General features: G+C 68.1%; 14 protein-coding genes. 7 read left to right on the top strand and 7 right to left on the bottom strand.

What is annotated here, in order from left to right:
- Positions 1–4: 4 nt before the first annotated feature.
- Positions 5–1,510, bottom strand: a complete 1,506-nt coding sequence (gene glpD / locus RA164_RS03295; RefSeq protein WP_329742553.1) for a glycerol-3-phosphate dehydrogenase — start codon at positions 1,508–1,510, stop codon at positions 5–7.
- Between the two features lie 65 nt (positions 1,511–1,575).
- A complete protein-coding gene (gene fusA, locus RA164_RS03300) occupies positions 1,576–3,615 on the bottom strand; it encodes an elongation factor G (protein ID WP_329742554.1) in 2,040 nt (679 codons plus the stop codon).
- 255 nt (positions 3,616–3,870) lie between these two features.
- On the opposite strand from fusA, the gene RA164_RS03305 reads away from it, so the two are divergent.
- Positions 3,871–4,905, top strand: coding sequence for a hypothetical protein (locus RA164_RS03305; protein ID WP_329742555.1), 1,035 nt, complete (start codon positions 3,871–3,873; stop codon positions 4,903–4,905).
- A gap of 37 nt (positions 4,906–4,942) precedes the next feature.
- Complete coding sequence (locus RA164_RS03310; protein ID WP_329742556.1) at positions 4,943–6,961, top strand: hypothetical protein; 2,019 nt, start codon at positions 4,943–4,945, stop codon at positions 6,959–6,961.
- A 7-nt stretch (positions 6,962–6,968) separates the two neighbouring features.
- Here RA164_RS03310 and RA164_RS03315 read toward each other — a convergent pair whose 3' ends face one another.
- From RA164_RS03315 to RA164_RS03330, 4 genes are all read right to left on the bottom strand, one after another.
- Positions 6,969–9,227: a xanthine dehydrogenase family protein molybdopterin-binding subunit gene (locus RA164_RS03315; protein ID WP_329742557.1), complete on the bottom strand. Its 2,259-nt coding sequence runs from the start codon at positions 9,225–9,227 to the stop codon at positions 6,969–6,971.
- The gene (locus tag RA164_RS03320) at positions 9,224–9,766 is read right to left on the bottom strand and encodes a (2Fe-2S)-binding protein (RefSeq protein WP_329742558.1); all 543 of its coding nucleotides are present in this window, start codon (positions 9,764–9,766) and stop codon (positions 9,224–9,226) included. Before RA164_RS03320 ends, RA164_RS03315 begins: the two co-directional genes overlap by 4 nt.
- 53 nt (positions 9,767–9,819) lie before the next feature.
- On the bottom strand, positions 9,820–11,139 hold the full coding sequence (locus RA164_RS03325; protein ID WP_329742559.1) for an APC family permease: 1,320 nt from the start codon (positions 11,137–11,139) through the stop codon (positions 9,820–9,822).
- A gap of 130 nt (positions 11,140–11,269) precedes the next feature.
- Complete coding sequence (locus RA164_RS03330) at positions 11,270–13,189, bottom strand: S53 family peptidase (RefSeq protein ID WP_329742560.1); 1,920 nt, start codon at positions 13,187–13,189, stop codon at positions 11,270–11,272.
- A gap of 291 nt (positions 13,190–13,480) precedes the next feature.
- On the opposite strand from RA164_RS03330, the gene RA164_RS03335 reads away from it, so the two are divergent.
- The 4 genes from RA164_RS03335 (at position 13,481) to murD (ending at position 20,821) form a co-directional block, all read left to right on the top strand.
- The gene (locus RA164_RS03335; protein WP_329742561.1) at positions 13,481–14,998 is read left to right on the top strand and encodes a fumarate hydratase; all 1,518 of its coding nucleotides are present in this window, start codon (positions 13,481–13,483) and stop codon (positions 14,996–14,998) included.
- 265 nt (positions 14,999–15,263) lie between these two features.
- Positions 15,264–17,828, top strand: coding sequence for a bifunctional aspartate kinase/diaminopimelate decarboxylase (locus RA164_RS03340; RefSeq protein WP_412731086.1), 2,565 nt, complete (start codon positions 15,264–15,266; stop codon positions 17,826–17,828).
- A gap of 294 nt (positions 17,829–18,122) precedes the next feature.
- A complete protein-coding gene (gene murL, locus RA164_RS03345; RefSeq protein WP_329742563.1) occupies positions 18,123–19,466 on the top strand; it encodes a UDP-N-acetyl-alpha-D-muramoyl-L-alanyl-L-glutamate epimerase in 1,344 nt (447 codons plus the stop codon).
- A complete protein-coding gene (gene murD, locus RA164_RS03350; RefSeq protein ID WP_329742564.1) occupies positions 19,466–20,821 on the top strand; it encodes a UDP-N-acetylmuramoyl-L-alanine--D-glutamate ligase in 1,356 nt (451 codons plus the stop codon). The genes murL and murD overlap by 1 nt, the downstream gene beginning before the upstream one ends.
- 53 nt (positions 20,822–20,874) lie before the next feature.
- Here the strand turns inward: murD and RA164_RS03355 are convergent, their stop codons facing one another.
- Positions 20,875–21,264 carry a DUF3597 domain-containing protein gene (locus RA164_RS03355; RefSeq protein WP_329742565.1) on the bottom strand — a complete coding sequence of 130 codons (390 nt, stop codon included), beginning with the start codon at positions 21,262–21,264 and terminating at the stop codon, positions 20,875–20,877.
- A gap of 373 nt (positions 21,265–21,637) precedes the next feature.
- Here RA164_RS03355 and RA164_RS03360 point away from each other — a divergent pair, with 373 nt between their 5' ends.
- Positions 21,638–23,434 (top strand): GGDEF domain-containing protein, encoded by a 1,797-nt coding sequence (locus RA164_RS03360; protein ID WP_329742566.1) that lies wholly within the window; start codon positions 21,638–21,640, stop codon positions 23,432–23,434.
- Positions 23,435–23,516: the final 82 nt, after the last annotated feature.

Genomic DNA, 23,516 nt, shown 5'->3' on the forward strand with positions numbered 1-23,516 from the left:
GTGGTCAGGCCGGCAGCGCATGCTGCGCCGATGTTCCGGCAAGGTAGGACGCCAGGCGTTGGGCCTGTGCGTCGTTTACGCGCAGGCCCAGTTTGCTGCGTCGCCAGAGGATGTCGGCCGCGTCGCCTGCCCATTCGTGATCGCGCAGGTAATCGACTTCGGCCCGGTACAGGTCGGCACCGAAATGTTCGCCCAGATCCGACAGTGCCTGTGCTTGTCCGATGATCTGCACGCAGCGGGTGCCGTAGCTGCGCACCAGTCGCTGCGCCAGCGCGGCGGGCAGCCACGGCGCGCGTGCCTGGACTTCGCGTTGCAGCGCATCGATATCGGTGCGTTCGCCGCCGGGAAGTGGCGAGCCATGCGCGGTCCATGCCGGGCCGGTTTCCGGCCAGTGCACAGCCAGGCGGTCGAGCGCTTCTTCGGCCAGTCGCCGGTAGGTGGTGAGCTTGCCGCCGAACACGTTGAGCAGCGGTGCGCCACGGGAATCCAGTTCGAGCAGGTAGTCGCGGCTGACGTCGGCGGCGCTGCGCTGCTCGTCGTCCAGCAGTGGGCGTACGCCGCTGTAGCTCCAGATCACGTCGGCCGGGCTGATGGCGCGACGGAAGTAGCGGTTGGCTGCCGTGCACAGATAGTGCGTCTCGGCGTCGTCGATGTGCGGTGCGACGGGCTCGTCGTGGTAGTCCACGTCGGTGGTGCCGATCAGGGTGAAATCGTGTTCGTAGGGAATCGCGAACACGATGCGCCGGTCCGGCTGCTGGAAGATGTAGGCATGGTCATGCCCGAACAGCCTGGGCACCACGATGTGGCTGCCCTTGACCAGACGCAGTGCATGGTCGTGGCCGACCTGAGCCACGTCATCGAGGAAGCGCACGGCCCAGGGGCCGGTGGCATTGATCAGGGCACGGGCCTGGACGGTCGAGGTCGTGCCGCCGCGGGCTTCCAGCCGTACGTCCCAGACGTCGCTGCCTCGCTGCGCAGCCACGCAGCGTGTCCGCGCGAGCACCGTCGCACCGCGTTCGCATGCGTCCATGGCGTTCAGCACCACCAGCCGCGCGTCCTGCACCCAGGCGTCGGAATAGGTGAAGCCGGTGTGGAAGGTATCGCGCAATGGTGGGCCCGCCGGATGACGCCGCAGGTTGACCCGGCGCGAGCCGGGCAGGCTGTGGCGACGGCCCAGGTGGTCGTACAGGAACAGGCCTAGGCGGATCATCCACGCCGGCCGCAGATGCGACTCCAGCGGCAGCACGAAGCGCAGCGGCGAGGTGATGTGCGGCGCCAGCCGCAACAGCACCTCGCGCTCGGCCAGCGCCTTGCCCACCAGTGCGAATTCGAACTGTTCCAGGTAGCGCAGGCCACCGTGGATCAGCTTGGTGCTGGCACTGGACGTATGCGCGGCTAGGTCGTCCTGTTCGCACAGGCAGACCTTCAGTCCGCGACCCGCGGCGTCGCGCGCGATGCCGGTACCGTTGATGCCGCCACCGACGACAAGCAGGTCGAACCGCTCCGTCATTGCACGCTCCGGATCATGCCGCGATGGCGTCAGCGTGATCCTAACCGGAAGCAGGCGCAGCGCGGTCAGTCGTCGTCGGCATGTGGCCGCCAGCCTTCGCTGAGCTGCTTCTGCACCGGTGGCGGCACCGGTTCGTAGTGGCTCAGGTCGAGGTTGTAGCGACCGCGTCCGCCGGTCATCGATTTCAGCTCGGTGGAATAGTCGGTGAGCTCGGCCAGCGGCGCCTGTGCCTTGATCAGCAGTTCGCCACCGCGTTGGGCGTCGGTACCCATGATGCGTGCGCGCTTGCCGGCCAGGCCGCCGGTGACATCGCCCACGTTCGCGGCGGGGATCGACACTTCCACGTCCACGATGGGTTCCAGCACGACCGGCCGCGCTCGGCCCACCGCATCGAGGAAAGCCTTGCGGCCGGCGCTGACGAAGGCCACCTCCTTGGAATCCACCGGGTGGTGCTTGCCGTCGTAGACGGTCACGCGCAGGTCCTGCATCGGGTAGCCGGCGATCGCGCCGCCCTCCATCGCCTGGCGCACACCTTTCTCGATCGCCGGCAGGAACTGCCCGGGAATTACGCCTCCTTTCACCGCATCGACGAATTCGAAGCCGGCGCCGCGCGCCAGCGGTTCCACCCGCAGGAAGACTTCGCCGAACTGGCCGGCGCCGCCGGTCTGCTTCTTGTGGCGGTGGTGTCCCTCGGCCTGGCTGGCAATGGTTTCGCGATAGGCGATGCGTGGCGGGCGCGTCAGCACGGTGACGCCGTAGCGTTCCTGCATGCGTTCCAGCATGGTCTTCAGGTGCAGGTCGGACAGGCCGCGCACCACGGTTTCGTTGAGTTCCTTGTGATGCTCGACGCGGAAGCAGGGGTCTTCCTCGGCCAGTCGCGCCAACGCCAGCGAAAGCTTCTGTTCCTGGCCCTTGTGTTCGGGTTCTAGGGCCAGGCCGAACATCGGTTGCGGAAAGCGCAGCGGAGCGAGGTGGATGTGGTCCGCTTCGTGCGAGTCGTGCAGCACGGCGTCGAAGTGGATTTCCTCGACCTTGGCTACCGCGGCGATGTCGCCCGGTATCGCCTCGTCGATTTCCCGGTGCGTCCTGGCCTCCAGCCGGAACAGGTGGCCGACCTTGAACGGCTTGCGGCCGTCGTCGACGAACAGCTGCGAATCGCGCCGCACCGTGCCCTGCCACACGCGGAAGATGCCGAGCTTGCCGACGAACGGGTCGTTGACGATCTTGAACACGTCGGCGATCACGTGTTTCGCGGAGTCGGCGTTTACCGCGACCGGCATGTCCCGGTCGTCGAGGAACGGCGGCGGGTTGCCCTCGGCCGGATTGGGCAGCAGGCGCTCGATCAGCTGAAGCAGTTCGGTCACGCCGGTGCCGTTGCGTGCGCTGACGAAGCAGACCGGCACCAGGTGACCCTCGCGCAGGCACTGCTCGAACGCATTGTGCAGCTGTGGCGGGGTGAGCGCGCCTTCACCCTTGTCCAGGTAGGCGCCCATGGCCGCCTCGTCGATCTCGACCACCTGGTCGATGATGCGCTGGTGCGCCTCGGCGAGCGAGGAGAAATCGGTCGCGCCGTCGGCGTGGAAGAAGCAGTCCAGCACTTCGCTGCCGCCTTGCGCGGGCAGGTTCACCGGCAGGCATTCGGGACCGAACTCGGCACGCAGCGTTTCCACCAGCGCGTCCAGGTCGGCGCCTTCGACATCGATCCGGTTCACCACCAGCACGCGCGCCAGCTTGCGGGTGCGTGCGTGCTCCATCATGCGGCGGGTGCCGTGTTCGATGCCGTTGGCGGCATTCACCACCACCATCACCGTTTCCACCGCGGCGAAGGCGGACAGCGTGCCGCCGCGGAAGTCGTCGTAGCCGGCGGTATCGATCAGGTTGATGTGGCAATCGCCGTGATCGATACCGGCGATGCAGCTGTCGATGGAATGGCCGCGCGCCTTTTCCTGCGCGTCGGTGTCCGATTGCGTGTTGCCGCGCTCCACCGAGCCCTGCGTCTGGATGACGCCTCCGGCGTACAGCAAGGCCTCGAACAAGGTGGTCTTGCCGGCGCCGGCGTGGCCGGCGAGCGCGATATTGCGGATGCATTCCGTGTTGTACGACACGAGACGTCCCTCCCTAGCAGGGCGCGGGCTCGCATCGGCATGAACGGCGCCGCACGAGGCCGCGCGTGGCGGCTGACGATGGCGGGCCGTCATGGTCGTCCTGCGCCGGGGCGCGGAGGCGGTCATGGCGGGAACGGCGCAGAGCGCCGTCCGCATAGCCTTGTGCCATCGCGCCCGGTGGTCAAGTTGCATTGCGGGGTGGAACCGGCGGGCTGTCCGTGCGGTCTGCCACAATGGACGGCCGGGTCGACGACGATGTCGTGGGCACCGGGCTACGCTTGGCGAGGACGCATTATCGAAAACCTGCACGAGGTCGAACATCACCGCTGGTTTCCGCCGGACTCCGGCACGGCGCGCGGCCTGGCGCCGCTGGACCACGATACCCGCGAGCTGCTGCACCGGATGCGCTGGCGTCGGCCCATGCGTGATCCGCGGCGTCTGTGGGGAGCGCTTGCGCTGACCCTGCTGCTGCACGTGCTGTTGCTGGCGCTGATCGTCCACGAACTGCGCCCGCAGCGGCTTCCGCCGACGGTCGGAACGCAGGACGACGCGCTGCAGGTGCGCCTGATTACCGGCACGCCGGTGCCGCCGGCCGCCGCCGCGCCGGCCATGCCCGCGCTGCCCAGGCCGGTCCCCCGCCAGACCATGCATGCACGGCCGCCGGTGCCGCCGCGGGCCGTACGCGAGCCGTTGGACCGTCATGCGATGACCATCAGTCTGCCGACCAAGGCCCCGCCGCCGAAGCTGTACGACGCCACCGGACAGATCCGCCTGCCGCCGGCGCCGGCCACCAGCGCCCGGGTGCCTGCCTATGTGTCCGCGGCGTTGCAAGGGGGCGACAGCGCCGTGATGAAGCACGACGCAGGCAATCGCTATCGCCCCACGCAGAACCGCTTCACCCAGTATTTCCCGCCACCGGGCGAAAGCTCGGTGGATACGGCGATCCGCAAGGCCGTAGAGAAAACCACCAAGACCGCCACGATCCACCTGCCCAAGGGCGTGCGCTTCCACTGCTCGACCGTGCTGTTCATCCTGCCGGCCGGCTGCGGGGGTGATCCGCCGCCGCCGCCACCACCCACTGACGGCGACGAACGCCTGAGCATGGCGCCGGCGCCGCTGGTGAAGCACCCGCCGGGACCGAAGCCGCCCAGCGTGGCCAAGTGCATCGCCATCTACCGTGCAGGCAAGCCATTGCCGTACGGCTGCCCGGTAGATACGCCGTACCGGGCGGTGGATGCCCAGTTGCGAGAACTCCATCGCAAGCAGGCGGGTGGGCAGAAGGGTCACTGACCGGAAGAATCTCAGTGGCGGCAGCTACACTTCGCGCATGCCGCTGCCGCCCAGTGACCCCATCGACTGGCCGCCTGTCCGCGTGACGATGGAGTCGCCGCGCGAAGCGGCCCTGCGCGCCATCGTCTACCGCAACCATCTGCGCGAGCTGCCGCGCGAACGCGGGCTGCGCATCGTCGCCCTGGTCGGCACGCTGCTGGTGCACCTGGTTTTCCTGCTGGGCGCCGTGCTGGGGCCAGCCTATGTGCCTGACCAGGTGCACGAGCCGTATGGCGATGTGCTGCACGTGCGCCTGATCGACAACAAGCCGCAGCCGCCGCCACCGCCGCCGATCCGCGGCACGCCACCGAAGCGCCATGGACCGCGGCATCGTGGCCATGCCGCAAGCCAGGTCGCTGCCCGGACCGCCAACGTGGCCCATCGTCAGACCGCGACGGCCGCGCCCACGGCGCAGCCGCTGCCGCCGGTGCCGGCTCCGCCGATCGATCGCCCGGTGATCGTGGTTCAGGCCCGGCCGTCGGCGCCGGTGCCGAAGATCGTCGCCGCACCATTGCCGTCAGTCAGCGTGCCCAAGCCCGCACCGGCGCCACGGATCCAGCCGATAGCGGTCAGCCCGCCGCCACCGGCGATCACCCTGCAGGCGCCGGTGGCGGTGCAGCCGGTGCCGCCGCGCTTCCAGCCCGAGCCGGTACGCAAGGCGCAGGTCGAAGGCACCCGCCCGATGCCGCCACCGCCCTCGCTGGCCCTGCCGCAGCTGCCGGCCCAGTCCGCACCGAAGGTTGCCCCGCCGGCGGTTGCGCTGGACCGGAGCGTAACGGTCGCGGTGGCCAGGCCCAGCGTGTCGGTCGTGACACATGTCGAGCCGCCGGCAGCGCCACCGGCGCCAGCGCTGCAGGCCGTGCCGCTGCCGGCGTTGCCGGCGCCGACGGTGAACCTGCAGTCCACGCTGGATACGCCGCTGCCGTCGGTGCCGCGCCTGCGTCAACAGGTGCAGTCGCCGGCGATCCGCGTGGCGCCGGCGCAGCTGACCGCTGTACCGCTACCGCCCGCCTACGCTGCGCCGGCCACGCCACGGCTGCAGGCGCCGTCGGTGGATATCCAGCCGCCGACGTTGCCTTCGGCGCCGCTGGCAACCCAGCCACCGCTGGCGAAGGTGGACGTGCAGCTGCCTTCCACCGTATCGGCCAGGCCGGCCGTGCCGGTGCATGCACCACCGATGCCGACGCCGGCCGCGCCGGCCATGCCGAAGCCCGTTCCGACCCGGACAGCCGCCAAGACATCGGCATCGAAGACATCAGCACCGCACACATCGGCAACGAAGACCGCAGCCGCGCAATCGACGCAGTCGTCGCCCAGCCGAGCTCCGGACGCCACGCCGACGGGTAGCGACAACGCCAACCCGGGCCAGCCCGGTGGCGTGGTGCAGACAACGCCGCCGACGGTGCCCACGCACACGGGCGATTTCGCCGCGCCGGTCACCGGACAGGGGCGTGTGCCCGGTGCACGTGGTCACGGCACGCAGGGCAGCCCGGAGGGGACGTACATCCAGCTGGTTCCGCACGGCGACACCCGGATCATGTCGCACCGCGTGAACGGCTTCCATTACACGCCGACCATCTTCAACAAGTACTGGACGCCCGAGGGCGAGAGCTCGATCGACACCGCACTGCGTCGAGCGGTGGAGAAGACCACGGTCAGCCACACCTTCCATCTGCCGCGCGGCGTGCGCGTGAAGTGCGTGGCGATGCCGTTGTTGCCGATGCTGCTGTTCGGTTGCGGCAACCCCGACCCGCCGGCGAAGCCGCTCGACCCGAAGATCTACCGGCAGCTCAACCTGCCGACCTTGAACGCCTCGATTCCGAAGGTGGCACCACCGGCCAGTGCGCCCGCGCCGGCCGTACCGGTGAAGCTCACCAACGCCGTGCAGTGTGCCGATGCGCGCGTGGCCGGCGGGCCGATGCCACCCGGCTGCGGGGCCGCGACGGTGGTTCGCCCGGTGCTGTCGCCGGCAACGGCAGGGAGTTCGTGGGCGCCGGCCAGTGACCAGTTCCACTAGCGGCCGGCTACAGCAGCCGCAGCAGTTCCTTCATCAGCGGCAGGCGCCGCACGCGCACGGCGCTGACCCGGAATACCGCGTTGGCCAGGGCCGGCGCGGCGCTGGGCATGGCCAGGAAGCTGGCGCCGTTCGGGTCGCGCTGGCCGGGCACCACGATCACTTCCACGTCGTCCGGCAGCTGCGCCATGCTGGCCAGCGGATAGTCCTTCCAGCTGCGCTGCTGTGGCCGGCCGTCCTTGAAGGTGATGGCCAGGTTGAGTGCGGTGCCCAGCGCATCCAGCGTGGCACCGGCGACCTGGCCGGTGAGACCGGTCGGGTTGATCACCCGGCCGACGTCCACTGCGCAGACGGCGCGCACGATGCCCAGCGTATTGCCCTGCAGTGAGGTCTCGATGGCGTGCGCCACGTAGGCGCCGTCGATGTGCCAGCAGGCGATGCCGAAGCCGTTGACGCTGTGCAGCCAGTTCTGTTTCCAGCCGATGCGCTCGGCTACCAGCTGCAGCACATTGACGAGCCGGCCGGTGTCCAGCGTGCCGCCGCCCTGCAGCGGTACCAGCCGCGGCTTGCCGAGCAGCCGCAGCTTGGTGTCCAGCGGGTTCTCGCGCAGCTGGTGGGCCAGCTCGTCGATGAAGCATTCCACCGCGAAGGCGTTGGTGAGATGTGGCATCGCCCGGTACGGGCCGCGCGGCAGTGCCGAGGCCAGGCCGTACCAGTCGCTGCGGTAGTTCGGAACCAGCCCGGCCGGCATCTGGTCGGCCTGCAGTTCGGAAGTCCACAGCTGGTTGTCGGGCACGCCGCGGCCAACCAGCGCCGAGGCGCTGGCCACGCGCTGGTCCCAGCCGATCACGTGACGCCGGTGGTCGATGATGGCGCTGATGTGATGCGCGGCGGCGGGACGGTACCAGTCGTGGGTGATGTCCTCGTCGCGCGTCCACAGCAGGCGCACCGGATGGCCGACCGCCTTGGCGATGGTCACCGCCTCGGCCACGTAGTCGTGGTCCAGGCGCCGGCCGTAGCCGCCGCCGACGCGGGGCACCCGGATCTGGATCTGGGCCGGCTTGAAACCGGTCAGCCGCTGCACCACCGACCAGGCCCGCTGCGGCGCCTGGGTGGGTACGACCAGTTCGGCCTTGTCCTTGTCGACACGGGCCAGGCAGCACATGGTCTCGGCGGTGGCGTGGGCCAGCCACGGCTGGTAGTAGGTCGCCTCGAAGCGCCGTGCGGCATGCTTGCCGGCCTTGTCGACGTCGCCGTCGTCACGCACGCGGACGGTGGGCGGGGTCTTGCCGTCGAGCAGGGTGGTGGCCTGCTGTTCCAGTGCGGCGCTGCTCTCGCTGCCGCTGGGGCCGGGCTGCCAGTCGATCTTCAGTCGGGCACGACCCTGCAGGGCGGCCCAGGTGCTGTCGGCGACCACGGCCACGGCCGGTGCATAAACGGTCTGTCCGGGCGGAATGCCGGCTTCGGGCTTCAGCTGAAGTACGGCCTGCACACCCTGTACCGCCAGTGCGCCGGTGGTGTCGATGCTCTTGAGCTGGCCGTCGCGCCACGGGCAGTGGACGAGGATCGCGACCAGCGCGTCGCCGACGTGATGGTCGAGCGTGTATGGCGTCTGCCCGGTGACGATGCCGCGGGCATCGACGTCGCCCGCCGGCTGGCCGATCAGCGTGTACTGGTCGGGCGTCTTCGGTGCGGGCGAGGTTTTCGGCGGGGCGATCTTTGACGCGGCGGCGGCCAGCTCACCGTAGCCGAGGCGGCGGCCATCCGGGGCGATCACCTGGCCCTTGGTGCAACGCAGTCCGTCGGCCGGCACGCCGAGCTGTTGCGCGGCGGCCTGCAGCAGCAGCCAGCGCGCCAGCGCGCCGGCCTGGCGCAGATCCGACCAGGCAGCGGGTATCGAGGTGCCGGTGCCGCCGAGCTGGTGACCATAGATCCAGTCCGGTTCGCCCTGGCCGTTCACCACGCCCAGGCCGAGCGGCACCACGCTGACGCGGCTCCAGTCGGCGTCGAGTTCGTCGGCGATGATCCGCGGCAGCGATGTGGCCACGCCGGTGCCGGTATCCGGGTCGCGGGCGCCGATCAGCACGCTGCCATCGGCATCGATGCGCACATAAGCGCCCAGGCCGTAGAGCGGGTCGCCCAGGAAATCCAGCGGCACCGGCGCATTGTCCGCCAGCGCGGTCAGCGGCACGCCGACGATGAGTGCGCCAGCCGCGCCGGCCAGCACCTTCAGGAAGCGCCGGCGCGCGAGTTGCGGCGGACGGGTCATGGCCGGGGTTCCTTCATGGCCGTGGCGGCGCGCTTGATCGCGGCGCGCACACGGGTCTGGCAGCCGCAGCGGCAGAGATTGGGCAGGGTGTCGATGTCGTCGTCGGTGGGCGTCGGATGCTGCCTGAGCAGGGACATGGCGGCGATCAGCCAGCCCGAGGTGCAGTAGCCGCAGCCGATCGCATCCTCGTCAATGAAGGCCTGCTGCAGCGGGTGCAGCGAGCCGTCGGGCAGGACCAGTCCTTCCACGGTGGTCACCCGGCGGTGGGCCAGCCGGTGCATCGGCAAGGTAATCGACGAATGCGCGCGATCGTCCACCAGCACCAGGTCGGCGCCGCCTTCGCCGTGTTCACCCGCATAGCGGGTGCCGTCCAGCTTCAGCACGTCGCGCAGATACCACAGCAGGGGCATGTCGGGGTCGCCGGTATGGCGGAAATGCTCGCCGTTGACCTGCAGGTCGATGCCCGGGCGCACGGGCCGCGGCGTGACCGTATCCGGCTCACGGTGGGGCAGCACGCTATGCGCTTGCACTGGTGCCATCGGTGTCGCGTCTCCCGGAACGAATCGGTGCATTGTGGCATCGCGCACGGCGCTTAATGTTCGCGGCGGCTGAACAGGCGATTCCAGGCCAGGTAGACCGGCGCGCCCGCGGCCATGATCAGCAGGCCGATGCCGGTGTTGCGTGGATGGTCGTGCAGGCTCTTAAGCACGACCCACGCCACGGTGGCGATGAACAGCAGCGGCAGCCACGGATAGGCCGGTACCCGGAAGAGGGCCGGTCCGCGGTCGCGCCGGCGGTACCAGAACAGGGTGGACACGCCCACCGCGCAGGCCAGCCAGTCGCCGAAGGTGGCGTAGTCCAGCAATTCGCCGAAGCTGCCGGACACCGCCAGCACGATGGCCCAGCCCGAGAGCAGCAGCAAGGCCACGTTCGGCGTGCGATGACGGGGATGCAGGCGTGCCACCGAGCGGAAGAACAGGCCGTCCTCGCCCATCACTTGCAGTACGCGCGCACCGGCCACCAGGGTGATGTTGCAGAAGCCCAGCGTCGAGATAGCGATGCCCAGCGCGATCAGCTTCGCGCCATACGGACCGGCCACGCGTTGCATCACATCCGCCGCCGGCGCAGTGCTGGCGGCCAGTCCGGCGTGACCGAGCACGGCCAGGTAGGCCACGTTGACCAGGGCGTAGGCGACGATCACGCCCAGCATGCCCAGGAACAGCGCGCGTGGCAGGTTGCGCTGCGGGTCGCGCACCTCCCCGGCCAGGTTGTTGAGGTAGGTGAAGCCCGAATAGGCGAACAGCACGGGCAGGGCCGCTCCCATGAATCCCGCATGCGCGCGTGCGGGGTCGGGCTGCAGCAGATATCCGCCGCCGACGCCGGCCAGGTACAGGCCGCACACGACCAGCACCGCCACCGCCAGCAGTTTCAGCACGGTGAACAGGTTCTGCACCTGCACGCCCAGACGCAGGCCGAACAGGTTGATGCCGGCCACGAACACCAGTGCCCCCACGGTCAGTGGTTGCATGGCCGCTGCAGGCAGGCCGAACACGGTGGCGGTGTAGCTGGCGAAGATCGTCGCCACCGCGGCGCTGGAGCCCGAGTAGATCACCAGCAGCATGGTCCAGCCGAACAGGAAGCCGGCCAGCGGACCGAAGGCCTCGCGCAGGTACACGTAGCTGCCGCCCGCGTGCGGGCGACGCGCGCCCAGTTCCGCGTAGCACAGGGCGCCGACCAGGGTGAGCAGGCCGGCCCCGACCCATACCGCAAGCAATACCGCGTTCGACGAGGTGTGCTGTGCGGCGATGTAGGGGTTGAGGAAGATCCCGCCGCCGATCATGCCGCCGATCACGATCAGTGCGGCATCCCACAGGCACAGGCGCCGTACATAGCCGTTGGCAGGTTCGGACATGACATGGCGCCTTGCAGGAGGAAGCGCGAAGCATGGCGTCGTCGCGTGTCCGCGGCAAGCGTCGACCGCATGCCTGCTCGCCGCATCCAGTCGCAAGGAGGCCGGCGGCTGCCGGCCACCTTGCCGCGGATCAGAGCCCGCTCTTCAGGAACTGGTCGAAGTTGGCCACGTCCAGGGTGCCGAGGCCGGCGCCGGGGGTGTAGTGCGGTGCGCCCTGGTAGAACCAGTTGTCGCCCGCATTCACCGCATGGAATGCCGACCAGGGGCCATAGCCGAACACGTTCTGCAGGAAGTACAGCTGCGGATTCCAGAAACCCACCCGATGGTGCAGGCTCTGCGACAGCAGCGCGCTGATGCCGTTGAGCTGGGGTGCCACGAAACTGGTCCCACCCTCCGAAATGAGGCCGCCATCGTACGTGGACACCACGATGTAGCCGGTCTCCGGATCGGCATTGAGCGAGATGTCGGGCACGTTGCGCCCCCTGAAGTTACCGGGCAGCTTGAGCCAGGTGTAAAGGCCGCTGCTGGGGTCGTTGTAGGTCAACGTCTGGCCCTTTTCGCTGCGCCGGATGCCACGGGTGAACATCTGGTAGAAGGGAGTGCGCCAGTAGACGCTGACGCCGCCGCCGCCGCCGACCGAGAACAGGTACTGGTGCCAGCCGCCGGCGGTAGGCGCATTCGTGTCGAGATAGGTCTGCAGATAGTCCCAGCCCCACACGCTCTCCTGCGTGACCGAGGCTGTGGGCCCGCCAGCGAAGCTGAAGCTGTAGGGCACGGTCGTGCCGCCGGCTGCGGTGATATAGGGGTCGGAGGCCGGCGAGTCCACGCTCAGCGGCGAATTGAATTCGCCGGGACCGCCGCCGAAGCCCAGCGCACGCACCGTGTCGTAGGCACCCGAGTCGCCCGCGGCGGCGAACACCGATTGTCCCTGCGCGGCGGCCTCCATCAGGATCTCGTGGAAGGCGCGCAGGTCGCCGGCGTCGGACGTGTCGGTGTCACGGGCGCCGGACACGTTGAGCGCGGCGAAATTGAACATTTCGGCCGCGCCCCAGCTGGTGGAGATGCTGTCGGCCTTGTTGTCCGAGACCGCCTGCGCGAATGCGTCGATGAAGCCGTTGCCGGCATTCGGGGCGTCGTAGACGATGATGTTGGCATCGGGCGCGATACCGCCGGACTGCTCCACGTCCAGCGCGGTCTCGCCGCTGCCGCTGTCGATCGGAGCGCCACCGTCCACGTGCACCTGGGTGATCCGGTCCGGCTTGGTGGTTAGGCCGATGTCATTCCAGTACGTCGTGGCGTCGGACGGGTAGAAGTTGGACAGCGTGACGATGGCCACGGTACTGCCCGCGCCGGTGATGCCCCGCTTGTACAGCGGGTTGATGTCATACATGTCGGCGACGTCGCCCACCGTGTAGCTGCCCGGCTGGCCGGTAGCCGTGGGATTGCCCGAGCTGCTGGCATGCACCAGCGGCAGCAGGGTCTGCTGCTGGTTCGACAGCGGCAGTGTGCGGATGCGGTGCGAGTGGAAGGTGCGCTGCGTGTTCAGTCCGGTGGTGGCGGCGACCAGGTCGGCGATGCTGGTGGGCAACAGCGGTTGCGTCAGCGGGCGATGGAAGCGGCGCCCGGTGGCGCGCGAAGTGAAGGTGTGCACGGAGGTACGGAAGGCAGTCTCGAACTGCTGCATGGTGCCACTGGTGCGGATGGCCAGGTGGTTTGCCATCACCGTGCTGCTGAGCCCCTGCTGCTTCAGCCAGGCCTGCACGCGGGCGATGTCGGCGGGGGTGGCGCCGTAGCGGCTGGCGAACTGGCTGGTGGTCAGGAACTGCTGGAAGTGCGGACTGCCCGGGGTCACCGTGTCGCGGATGTACTGCGCCAGTGCTTCGCGGTTGCGCAGTTTCAGGATCAGGGTGACGTTGGTGGTGCCGTTGGCGCTGGCCGAGCCCATGTCCACCGCGGCCTGGATCTGGTGGTTGCCGGCGGCCATGGCGGTGCCGGTGATGCTCAGTCCGAGTGCGATCGCCATTGCGATTCGAAGGGGTGACTTCTCCATGCGTTACTCCTTGTGTAGGCGGAATATCCTGGCTGGGCGGGTGCACGTCGAACGTCCATCTGCCAGCGACGGTAAGTCGCGGCCAGGTCGTGGTTTATCTGCACTGATTTCCCCATCGGGACGACGGCTCCCCTGCACGTCGGCGATCCCGATCTGCCGAAGGTACTGCGGATAGTGCGGCCGGGCTACCGCGGTACTTTGCCGCCCCCGTGGCGACGGGGCGTTACAATGGCCGTCTGCTGCAGCCGGCCTGGCCGGTCTGCGCCATGTCTCCCCAACAAAGCCATCGCCATGACCGCCATCAAGCAAGACGACCTGATCCAGTCCGTTGCGGACGCTCTGCAGTACATCAGCTATTACCACCCGGTCGACTACATCAAGAGCCTCGCCGCCGCCTATGAGCGCGAGGAGTCGCCGGCTGCGAAGGACGCGATGGCGCAGATCCTGATCAATTCGCGCATGGCCGCCGAAGGCCATCGCCCGTTGTGCCAGGACACCGGCATCGTCACGGTGTTCCTGAAGGTCGGCATGGACGTGCGCTGGGAAGGCTTCACCGGTTCGCTGGAGGATGCCGTCAACGAAGGCGTGCGCCGTGCCTACAACGATCCGGACAACAAGCTGCGCGCCAGCGTGCTGGTCGATCCGGCCGGCAAGCGCAGCAACACGAAGGACAACACTCCGGCGGTGATCAACGTGTCGATCGTGCCGGGCGACAAGCTCGACGTGATCGTCGCGGCCAAGGGCGGCGGTTCGGAAGCCAAGTCGAAGTTCGTCATGCTCAACCCGTCCGACTCCATCGTCGACTGGGTGCTGAAGACCGTGCCGACCATGGGCGCCGGCTGGTGCCCGCCGGGCATGCTCGGCATCGGCATCGGTGGTACCGCCGAGAAGGCCATGCTGCTGGCGAAGGAATCGCTGATGGAGCACATCGACATCCAGGAGCTGATCGCCCGCGGCCCGAGCAACCGCGCCGAGGAGCTGCGCATCGAGCTGTACGAGAAGGTCAATGCGCTGGGCATCGGCGCGCAGGGCCTGGGCGGCCTGACCACCGTGCTCGACGTGAAGATCAAGGACTATCCGACCCATGCGGCCAACCTGCCGGTGGCGATGATCCCGAACTGCGCGGCCACCCGCCATGCCCACTTCACCCTGGACGGTTCCGGCCCGGTGACGCTGGCGCCGCCGTCGCTGGAAGACTGGCCCAAGCTCACCTACAACCCGGCCAATGCGCGCCGGGTGAATCTGGACACCATCACCGCCGACGAGGTCGCCAGCTTCAAGCCGGGCGAGGTGCTGCTGCTCAACGGCAAGTTGCTGACCGGTCGCGATGCCGCGCACAAGCGCATCGTCGACATGCTCAACAAGGGCGAGCAGCTGCCGGTCGATTTCACCGGTCGTTTCATCTACTACGTCGGTCCGGTCGATCCGGTGCGCGACGAAGTGGTCGGTCCGGCCGGTCCCACCACCGCCACCCGCATGGACAAGTTCACCGAGCAGGTGCTGGCGCAGACCGGCCTGCTGGGCATGGTCGGCAAGGCCGAGCGTGGTCCGGCGGCGATCGAGGCGATCAAGAAACACCATTCGGTGTACCTGATGGCGGTCGGCGGCGCCGCCTACCTCGTGTCCAAGGCGATCAAGGCGTCGAAGGTGCTGGCTTTCGCGGATCTCGGCATGGAAGCGATCTACGAGTTCGAGGTGCAGGACATGCCGGTGACCGTGGCGGTCGACTCGAGCGGCACTTCGGTGCACCAGACCGGGCCGAAGACCTGGCGCGCCAAGATCGGCAAGATCCCGGTCGTGATCGAGTAAGGCACCACGTGCCGGCCGGGCGCGATCGCGTTCGGCTGGCTTCGGTGTCTGCTTTTTCGTGGCCGGGGCCGACGGGGTGTGCGGTCGAAGATTCGATGGTGGTCGTGACATGGACATCTAGACGTCCAAATGCCGAATCGGCATACCCCGTTGCATTTCGTCTTGTGCGGCGCAAAACTGGGCGGATTCGTTTCCCACCAACCGACCCAAGCCTGTGACCTCGAACACCCCTGCGCCGCTTGCCGCGGACGCCCCCTGGATCGTGATGAAGTTCGGCGGCACCTCTGTCGCCACGCTTCCTCGCTGGCAGAACATCCTGGAACTGGCCACTTCCCGCCGTGCCGAAGGCGCGCGCGTGGTGGTGGTCGTTTCCGCGCTCTCGGGCATCACCGATGCGCTCAAACAGATGTGCGGCGAAGGCGACAAGGGCAAACGCATCGAGGCGGCGCGGGCGATCGAACAGCGTCACTACGAGCTGCTCGGCCATATGGAGCTGGAACTTCCGCCCGCGCTGGATGCACGCCTGAAGGACCTGCTGGCGCTGGCCGAGGACGGCCCGGCGAAGCTGGGCGAGCTGGCCTGGCAGGCCCAGGTGCAGGCGCATGGCGAGCTGCTGTCCAGCACGCTGGGTGCGGCCTTTCTCAGTCGCAGCGGCCTGGCCACGCAGTGGCTGGACGCCCGCGACTGCCTGGCCGCGGTCGCGCTACCGAACCAGAACGAGCGTACCAAGCTGCTCTCGGCGATGGTCGATGCCCGGCCGGAGCCGGCATTGAACGCGCGCCTGGCGGCCAAGGGCGAGGTGTTCATCACCCAGGGCTTTATCGCGCGCGAGAGCGAGGGTCGTACCGTGCTGCTCGGCCGTGGTGGTTCGGACACTTCCGCCTCGTATTTCGGCGCGCTGCTGAAGGCGGCCCGGGTGGAGATCTGGACCGACGTGGCCGGCATGTTCACCGCCAACCCGCGCCAGGTGCCCGGTGCCCGCCTGCTGCAGAAGCTGGACTACGAAGAGGCGCAGGAAATCGCTTCCACCGGTGCCAAGGTGCTGCACCCGCGCTGCCTGTCGCCGCTGCGCGAACCGCGCGTGCCGCTGCTGGTGAAGGACACCAACCGGCCCGAGCTGGAAGGCACGGTGATCGGCCCGCAGGTGCGTGAGCATGCGCCCAGCGTGAAGGCGATCAGCGCGCGCAAGGGCATCACCCTGGTGTCGATGGAATCGGTCGGCATGTGGCAGCAGGTCGGTTTTCTTGCCGACGTGTTCGCCCAGTTCAAGCAGCATGGCCTGTCGGTGGACCTGATCGGTTCGGCCGAGACCAACGTCACTGTCTCGCTGGACCCCACCGAGAACCTGCTCGACTCCGATGCGGTGGCCGCGCTGGCCGCCGATCTGGCCAAGGTGTGCCGGGTGAAGGTGATCGCGCCGTGTGCGGCGATCACCCTGGTCGGGCGGGGCATGCGCTCGATGCTGCACACGTTGTCGACCGTGCTGGCTGAGTTCGGCCAGTTGCGCGTGCACCTGATCTCGCAGTCGTCGAACAACCTCAACCTCACCTTCGTGGTGGACGAGAACGTGGTCGACGAGCTGCTGCCGCACCTGCACGAACTGCTGATCGCTGCGGGCGCGCTGCGCACCGACGACAGCGCGCTGTTCGGACCCAGCTGGCAGAGCCTGTATGGCAGCGGCGAGGTGGCCATTTCGTCCGCGTGGTGGCGCGAACCGGGGCAGCGCAAGCGGCTGCTGGGGATCGCTGCCGAGGCCACGCCGCGCTACGTCTACCACCTGCCCACGGTGCGCTCACAGGCGCAGTCGCTGAAGCAGCTGGGCGCGGTGGACCGGCTGCATTACGCGGTGAAGGCGAATACCCATCCGGCGATCCTGTCGGCCCTGGCTGAAGAAGGTTTCGCGTTCGAGTGCGTGTCGCCGGGCGAACTGGATGCTGTATCGGCGACGGTGCCAACCGAGGTGCCGCTGCTGTTCACGCCGAATTTCGCCTCGCGCTCGGACTTCGAGCGCGGCCTGGCCACACGCGCCACCATCACGCTGGATGCGCTGTACCCGGTGGAGCACTGGGGCGAGCTGTTCCGCGGTCGCGAGGTGTCGCTGCGGGTTGATCTGGGGCGCGGCCTGGGACATCACGAGAAGGTGCGTACCGGCGGCAGCGGCAGCAAGTTCGGCCTGCCGGTGGACCAGCTCGACAGCTTCCTGCGGCACGCCGACGCCCACGGCATCACGGTGCGCGGACTGCATGCGCACCTGGGCTCGGGCATTCTCGACCCGAAGCATTGGGGCGAGGTTTACGGACAGCTGGCCAGCCTGGCCGAGCGCATCGGCAGCATTGCCTTCCTCAACATCGGCGGTGGCCTTGGGGTGCCTTCGCATCCCGGCGAGGCGCGGCTTGACCTGGCCGCGCTGGACACGGTGCTGCGCCAGGTCAAGGCCGCGTATCCGCACTATCAGCTGTGGATGGAGCCGGGCCGCTACCTGGTGGCCGATGCCGGCGTGCTGCTGGCCCGTGTGACCCAGACCAAGGGCAAGGGCGGCTGGCGCTATCTGGGTGTGGATACCGGCATGAACAGCCTGATCCGCCCGGCGCTGTACGACGCCTGGCACGAGATCGCCAACCTCAGCCGGCTGGGCGAAGAGGCCGACGGCCTGTTCCAGGTGGTCGGTCCGATCTGCGAGAGCGGCGATGTGCTGGGCAGCGACCGTCGTCTGCCGGAACCGGCCGAGGGCGACGTCGTGCTGATCGCCCAGGCGGGTGCCTACGGCAAGGTCATGTCCTCGCCCTACAACCTGCGTGGTGATACGGAAGAGGTCGTGCTGGACGACTGACGCGTCCATCCGCGCCGTGCCATGCAGGCCAAGATGGCCGGTGCCGGCACGCGATCGGGCGTGATTCCGCCGACGTCGCATGCCGGATGCGGCCATGGTTGTGGCATGCGGCGGCGGCTGGCATGGCGGGCTGCCGGCGAAAGGCAGGGCGCGCTGGAGTCAGACGCTACGGCGCGGCGCGTTTCTGGGACAATGGCGTACTGACAAACATCGAGAGTGTGCCGGCGGCGATTCTGCAAGCCCAGGCAGACTCGATCCCTCACCCCGGTGAGGGCTGGCGGGAGACCCGAGAGAGTGACCACAACCATCCAACCGCGCCTGACCCAGGTATTCCGCTTCCTGCATGCGCGCTATGCGGACGGCGTGGCCGAGCTGGCCTACGCCTTCGACGACGGCGCGCCGATGGTCGAGCGGATCCGCTTTCCCGCCGCGCCGGCGCTGCCGCCGGCCCGTCAGGCGGCGTTCGATGCCGCGTTGAAGCTGCTGCATCTGGTGGCCGGCGTCAGCTACTACAAGGCCGGCGTGCCGCCGACCATCGAGCTGGCCGATGGCCCGCTGGACGACGCCACCGCGGATCTGCTCGACGCGCTCTACCTGCACGGGCTGGCCGAGTTCGCCTATCGCAACGGGCTGGATCTGCGCGGACGCATCTGCTTCCCGCGTGGTGGCGCCGGTGCCGCGCCGGCCACGGCACTGGGGCTGCCCAAGCGGACCCTGGTGCCGATCGGCGGCGGCAAGGATTCCCTGGTGGCAGTCGAGGCGGTGAAGTCGATCGGCGGCGAGGCGACGGCGGTCTGGGTCGGCAATTCGCCATTGATCGCCGCCTGTGCCGAACGGACCGGCCTGCCCATGCTGAACATCCAGCGCGAACTGGCACCGGAACTGTTCGAGCTGAACCGGCTTGGTGCGTGGAACGGGCATATCCCGGTCACCGCGGTGAATTCGGCGATCCTGGTGCTGGCGGCGATCCTGTATGGCCACGATTCCATCGCCTTCGCCAACGAGCGCTCCGCCTCGGCGGCCACGCTGGAATACGAAGGCCAGCAGGTGAACCACCAGTGGAGCAAGGGCTACGCCTTCGAGACGCTGCTGTCCGACTGGCTGCATTCTCACGTGGCGGCCGACCTCGACTACTGCTCGCTGCTGCGCCCGTATTCCGAGCTGGCGGTGACGCGCGCCTTCGCCCGGCTCACGCCATATTTCGACACCTTTTCCAGCTGTAACCGCAACTTCCGCATCCTGGGTCCCAAGCCGGCTGATCGCTGGTGCGGGCAGTGCCCGAAGTGCCACTTCGTGTTCCTGGCGCTGGCGCCGTTCCTGCCCAAGCCGCGACTGCTGGCGATCTTCGGCCGCAACCTGCTGGATGACGACGCGCAGGCCGCCGGTTTCGACGCGCTGCTGGAATACCAGGACCACAAGCCGTTCGAATGTGTCGGCGAAGGCGCCGAGGCGCGTGCCGCGATGCATGCGTTGAGCCAGCGGCCGGAGTGGGCGGAGGATGCGTTGGTGGCGCGTTTCCGCAGCGAGATCCTGCCGCAGCTCGACGCCTCGCAGCTGGCGCTGGAACCCTGGTTGCAGCCATCGGCCGAGCATCGCGTGCCGGCCCGCTTGCAGGCGGCGCTCAAGGTCATCGCTTGATGCGCATCGCCGAGCTGGCGGGGCGGCGCGTCGCGGTCTGGGGTTTCGGCCGCGAAGGGCGCGCGGCGATCCGCGCGATCCGCAGCCGCCTGCCGGCGTTGCCGCTGGCACTGTATTGCCGTGCCGACGAGGCCGATGTCGCGCGGGCCTTCGATGCCGCGCTCACCGTGTACGGCCACGAACCGGAAGCGGTGGCGTTGTCGGCCTACGACGTGGTGGTGAAGTCGCCGGGCATTTCCGCCTACAAGCCGGCCGTGGTCACCGCGCAGGCGCAGGGTACCGCGTTCACCTCGGGCACGGCGCTGTGGTTTGGCGAACATCCGGACGCGCGGGTGGCCGGCGTCACCGGCACCAAGGGCAAAAGCACCACGTCGGCGATGCTGGCGCACCTGGCCCGTGCGCTGGGCGTGCGCACCGCACTGGCCGGCAACATCGGCCTGCCGCTGCTGGAGTTGCTGGATGCGAGCGCCGAGCTGTGGACGATCGAGCTGTCCAGTTTCCAGACCGGCGAAGCCGGCCCGCTGGAGCTGGGCGTGGTCACAAGCCTTTACGAAGAACACCTAGACTGGCACGGCACGCGCGAACGCTACGTGGCCGACAAACTGAAGCTGGCCGATGCGGCCCGCACGCTGCTGGTCAATGGCCAGCAGGCCGGGTTGCTGGAGCTGACCGCCGCCCACCCGCAGCGTCTGCTGTTCGGCACCGAGCCGGGCTGGCATGTGGCGGATGGCTGGATCGTTCGTGGCGCGCAGCCCGTATTCGAGCTGGCGGCGATGTCCGCGCCCGGCCTGCACAATGCACTCAACGCCTGCGCGGCACTCGCGGCACTGGATGCACTGGGTCTGGACGCGGTGCGCGCCGCGGCCGCGCTGGCCAGCTTCCGGCCGTTGCCGCACCGGCTGCATCCGCTGGGCGAACGCGACGGCATGCACTGGGTCGACGACTCGATCAGCACCACGCCGGAAGCCACGCTCGCTGCGCTGGACAGCCTGGCTGGCCGCGAGGTGACCGTGATCGTGGGCGGTTACGAGCGCGGACTGGACTGGTCGCATTTCGTGCAGGCGACACGCGATCGCTGCGGCCTGCGCGTGATCACCCAGGGGGCCAACGGGCCACGTATCGCTGACGCCTTGCGCCATGTCCGCACCGAGTTGCCGCTGGGCGAGGCCGACGATTTTGCGGATGCCGTCGCCATGGCGCGGACGGTCACCCCGCAGGGTGGCGTGGTGCTGCTTTCGCCGGGCGCGCCCAGCTTCGACCAGTTCAGGGACTATGCGGAGCGCGGTCGGCGTTTTGCCGGCCTGGCCGGTTTCGATGAGGACGGTGCGGGTATCGCCGGACTCGGCGTGGCCTGAGAGCGACGCTGTGCCGAACACCACGGAACCGGGGTTCCGTGGTGCCGTCTCGCTCAGTGCCTGAGGCTGTCGGGAATCGTGCCGCCGTTCTCGGCGAGCTTCTGCATCACCGCCTTGAGCAGGGCGACGTTTTCTTCCGCGGTACCGTCGGCGGCCACATGCACGTCGAGCTCATTGGCCAGCTGCTTGCGTGCCGCGAGGCTGGAATCCATGTCGAGCAGCTTGAGCAGGTCGACAATCGACTGGTGCCAGTTGCTGGGCTGGCCCTTGTCGGCGGCGAGCTTGGTCAACACGGCCTCGACATCGACCGGTGCGGGCGCGGCCTGTGCAGCGGGCGTGGCGGCTGGTGTTGCGGCAGGCGCATCGCCGGCTGCGGGGGTGGTGGCCGTGCCGGCGCTGTCGTGGTGAAAGATCTTGTCCAGGATGGTCCCGAATATGCTCATCGCACTTTATCTCCATGATGTGTGATTGATGTCTGCGACCGGGGTCGCTCCATGAGCATGGCGTGAAAACGGTTATGCGCTGGTAAACGGCTGGCGTGCGGTTGGGCATGGCATCAGCCGGATTCAAGCTGGTGCCGGCATGGCCGAAACCATGCCTGATGGAGCGCGACGATATACTGGGGTGACGTCGCGGCCATTTCATGACTGCAGTGGGGGGCGTAATGACAGTTGCGATCGAGCGGTGGGAGGCGATGGATGCCTTGCCAGAGCCTGCGATGGCGCGAGGACGGGGCGTGTTTCGGCCAGATGGCTGCGCGTCTGCCGTTCCGCCGCCGGCATCGGTCTAGCCGGCTCCGGCCGGGCGGTTATCGATATGTCACGGTTCCCGGGTCGCTTCGGAAGATGGTTTGTCCGGGCGGGTCTGGTCGGCTGCGTGTGGGCCTGCTGCGCATGGGCATGGGTACCGCTGGCGCACGCGGCTGCGTCGATCGAGCATCCCGGTCGTTTTCTCGACCGGACCGAGGCGCTGGAAACCAAGGATCATGCCCGCTTCGTGCAGCGGCTGGCCCGGATCCATCGCGAAAATCCGCCGCTTAGCCCAGTCGAACGCTGGCACCTGCGCTATCTGGATGCATGGCAGACGATGTTTGAGGGCGACCTGATCAAGTCGGCCAGTGAATTCCGCGCGGTGATCGATCATTCCGGCAACCCTGTGCTGGTTGCGAAGGCCTCGGCCCAACTGCTCAGCAACCTGGGCATGAGTCGTCACTACAAGCAGGCTTTCGAGCTGGCCAATCACCTGATGGGCAGCCTGTCGACGACGACCGATCCCAAGGCACGGCTGATGTTGCTGGCTAATCTTTCGCAGATGCTGAACCTGGCTGGTCAGACCGATCTTGCCGTCAAGTACGCACGGATGATGGAGAGCGAGATCCCGGCGGGACAGCCGCAGTGTCATGCCTATTTCTTCGAACTGTCCGCGCTTTACAACGGCGGCGGGCTGACCTCGTCCAGCCGCGAGTTCCGGCGCACCATCGACAGTTGCGTCGATGCGGGTCAGCCACTGCTGGCGAATGCCGCGCGGCTGACTCTCAGCGAGCAGTATCTGGATGAACAGAAGCCGCTCAGTACGCTGGACATACTGGACCGCATCGCCGCCAGCGTGAACACGATCGGCTATTTCCCCAGCCGATTGTCGACCCAGGTCCAGTACGCCATGGCCTATGCCCAGCTGGGACAGGACGACAAGGCGCGCAAGGCGGCGCTTGCCGCTGTCGCCATGTGTCGCCCGGATTACGTCAGCGACTGGTTGACGATGGCCTACAGGCTGCTTTACCAGGTGGCGCAGAAGAAGGGCGACAGTGCCACTGCGCTGCGCTACTACAAACTCTACGTGGCCCACGACAAGCAGCAGATCGATGACGTCAGCGCGCGCGCGCTGGCCTATGCCATGGCACGGCAACAGGTGCTGGCGCAGCAGCTGGATACCGAGCGGCTGAGCAAGCAGAACCGGATCCTGCGCCTGCAGCAGGCACTGGATACCAAGGCGGTGGAAAACGGCCGGCTGTTTATCGCGCTGTTGCTGATGGCGCTGCTGTTCGGCGGCTTCTGGCTGCTAAGGCTGAAGCGTTCGCAACTGCGCTTCAAGCAGCTGTCGAGCATGGACGGCCTGACTGGCACCTTGAATCACCAGCACTTCATGGGCGAGGCAGACCGCGTACTGCAGGCACAGAAAAAGCTGGCTGCGGAAAACTGCCTGATGTTCATCGACCTGGACCATTTCAAGCAGATCAACGACACCCATGGCCATGCGGTGGGCGACGCGGTGCTCAAGCGCACGGTGGCGGTGTGCCGGGAGTTGCTGGGGCCGAGTGACCTGTTCGGCCGTCTGGGTGGCGAGGAGTTCGCGATGCTGCTGCCCGGTTGCCCGTGTGAGCGTGGCAGGGATGTCGCCGAACGGATCCGGGCAGCGATCGAGGCGGCGACGGTGGTGGACGAGGAACGTGTCGTCACGTTTTCCGCCAGTGTCGGCGTGGCCTGCACGGACGTCAGCGGCTACGAAGTGCAGCATCTGTGCCGTGATACCGACGCCGCGCTCTATCGCGCCAAGCGCGCCGGACGCAACCGGGTGGTCGTCAGCACCGCCGGCGACGACCTGGTCGAGGCCTGAGCACGGCGACTGGCCGGAGCGCGGCACGAAAAAGGCCGCATCCATCACGGATGCGGCCTGGATGCCGGCGATGCCGGGCCTG

This window comes from Dyella sp. A6 (genome assembly GCF_036320485.1).
Classification (GTDB): domain Bacteria; phylum Pseudomonadota; class Gammaproteobacteria; order Xanthomonadales; family Rhodanobacteraceae; genus Rhodanobacter_A; species Rhodanobacter_A aluminiiresistens.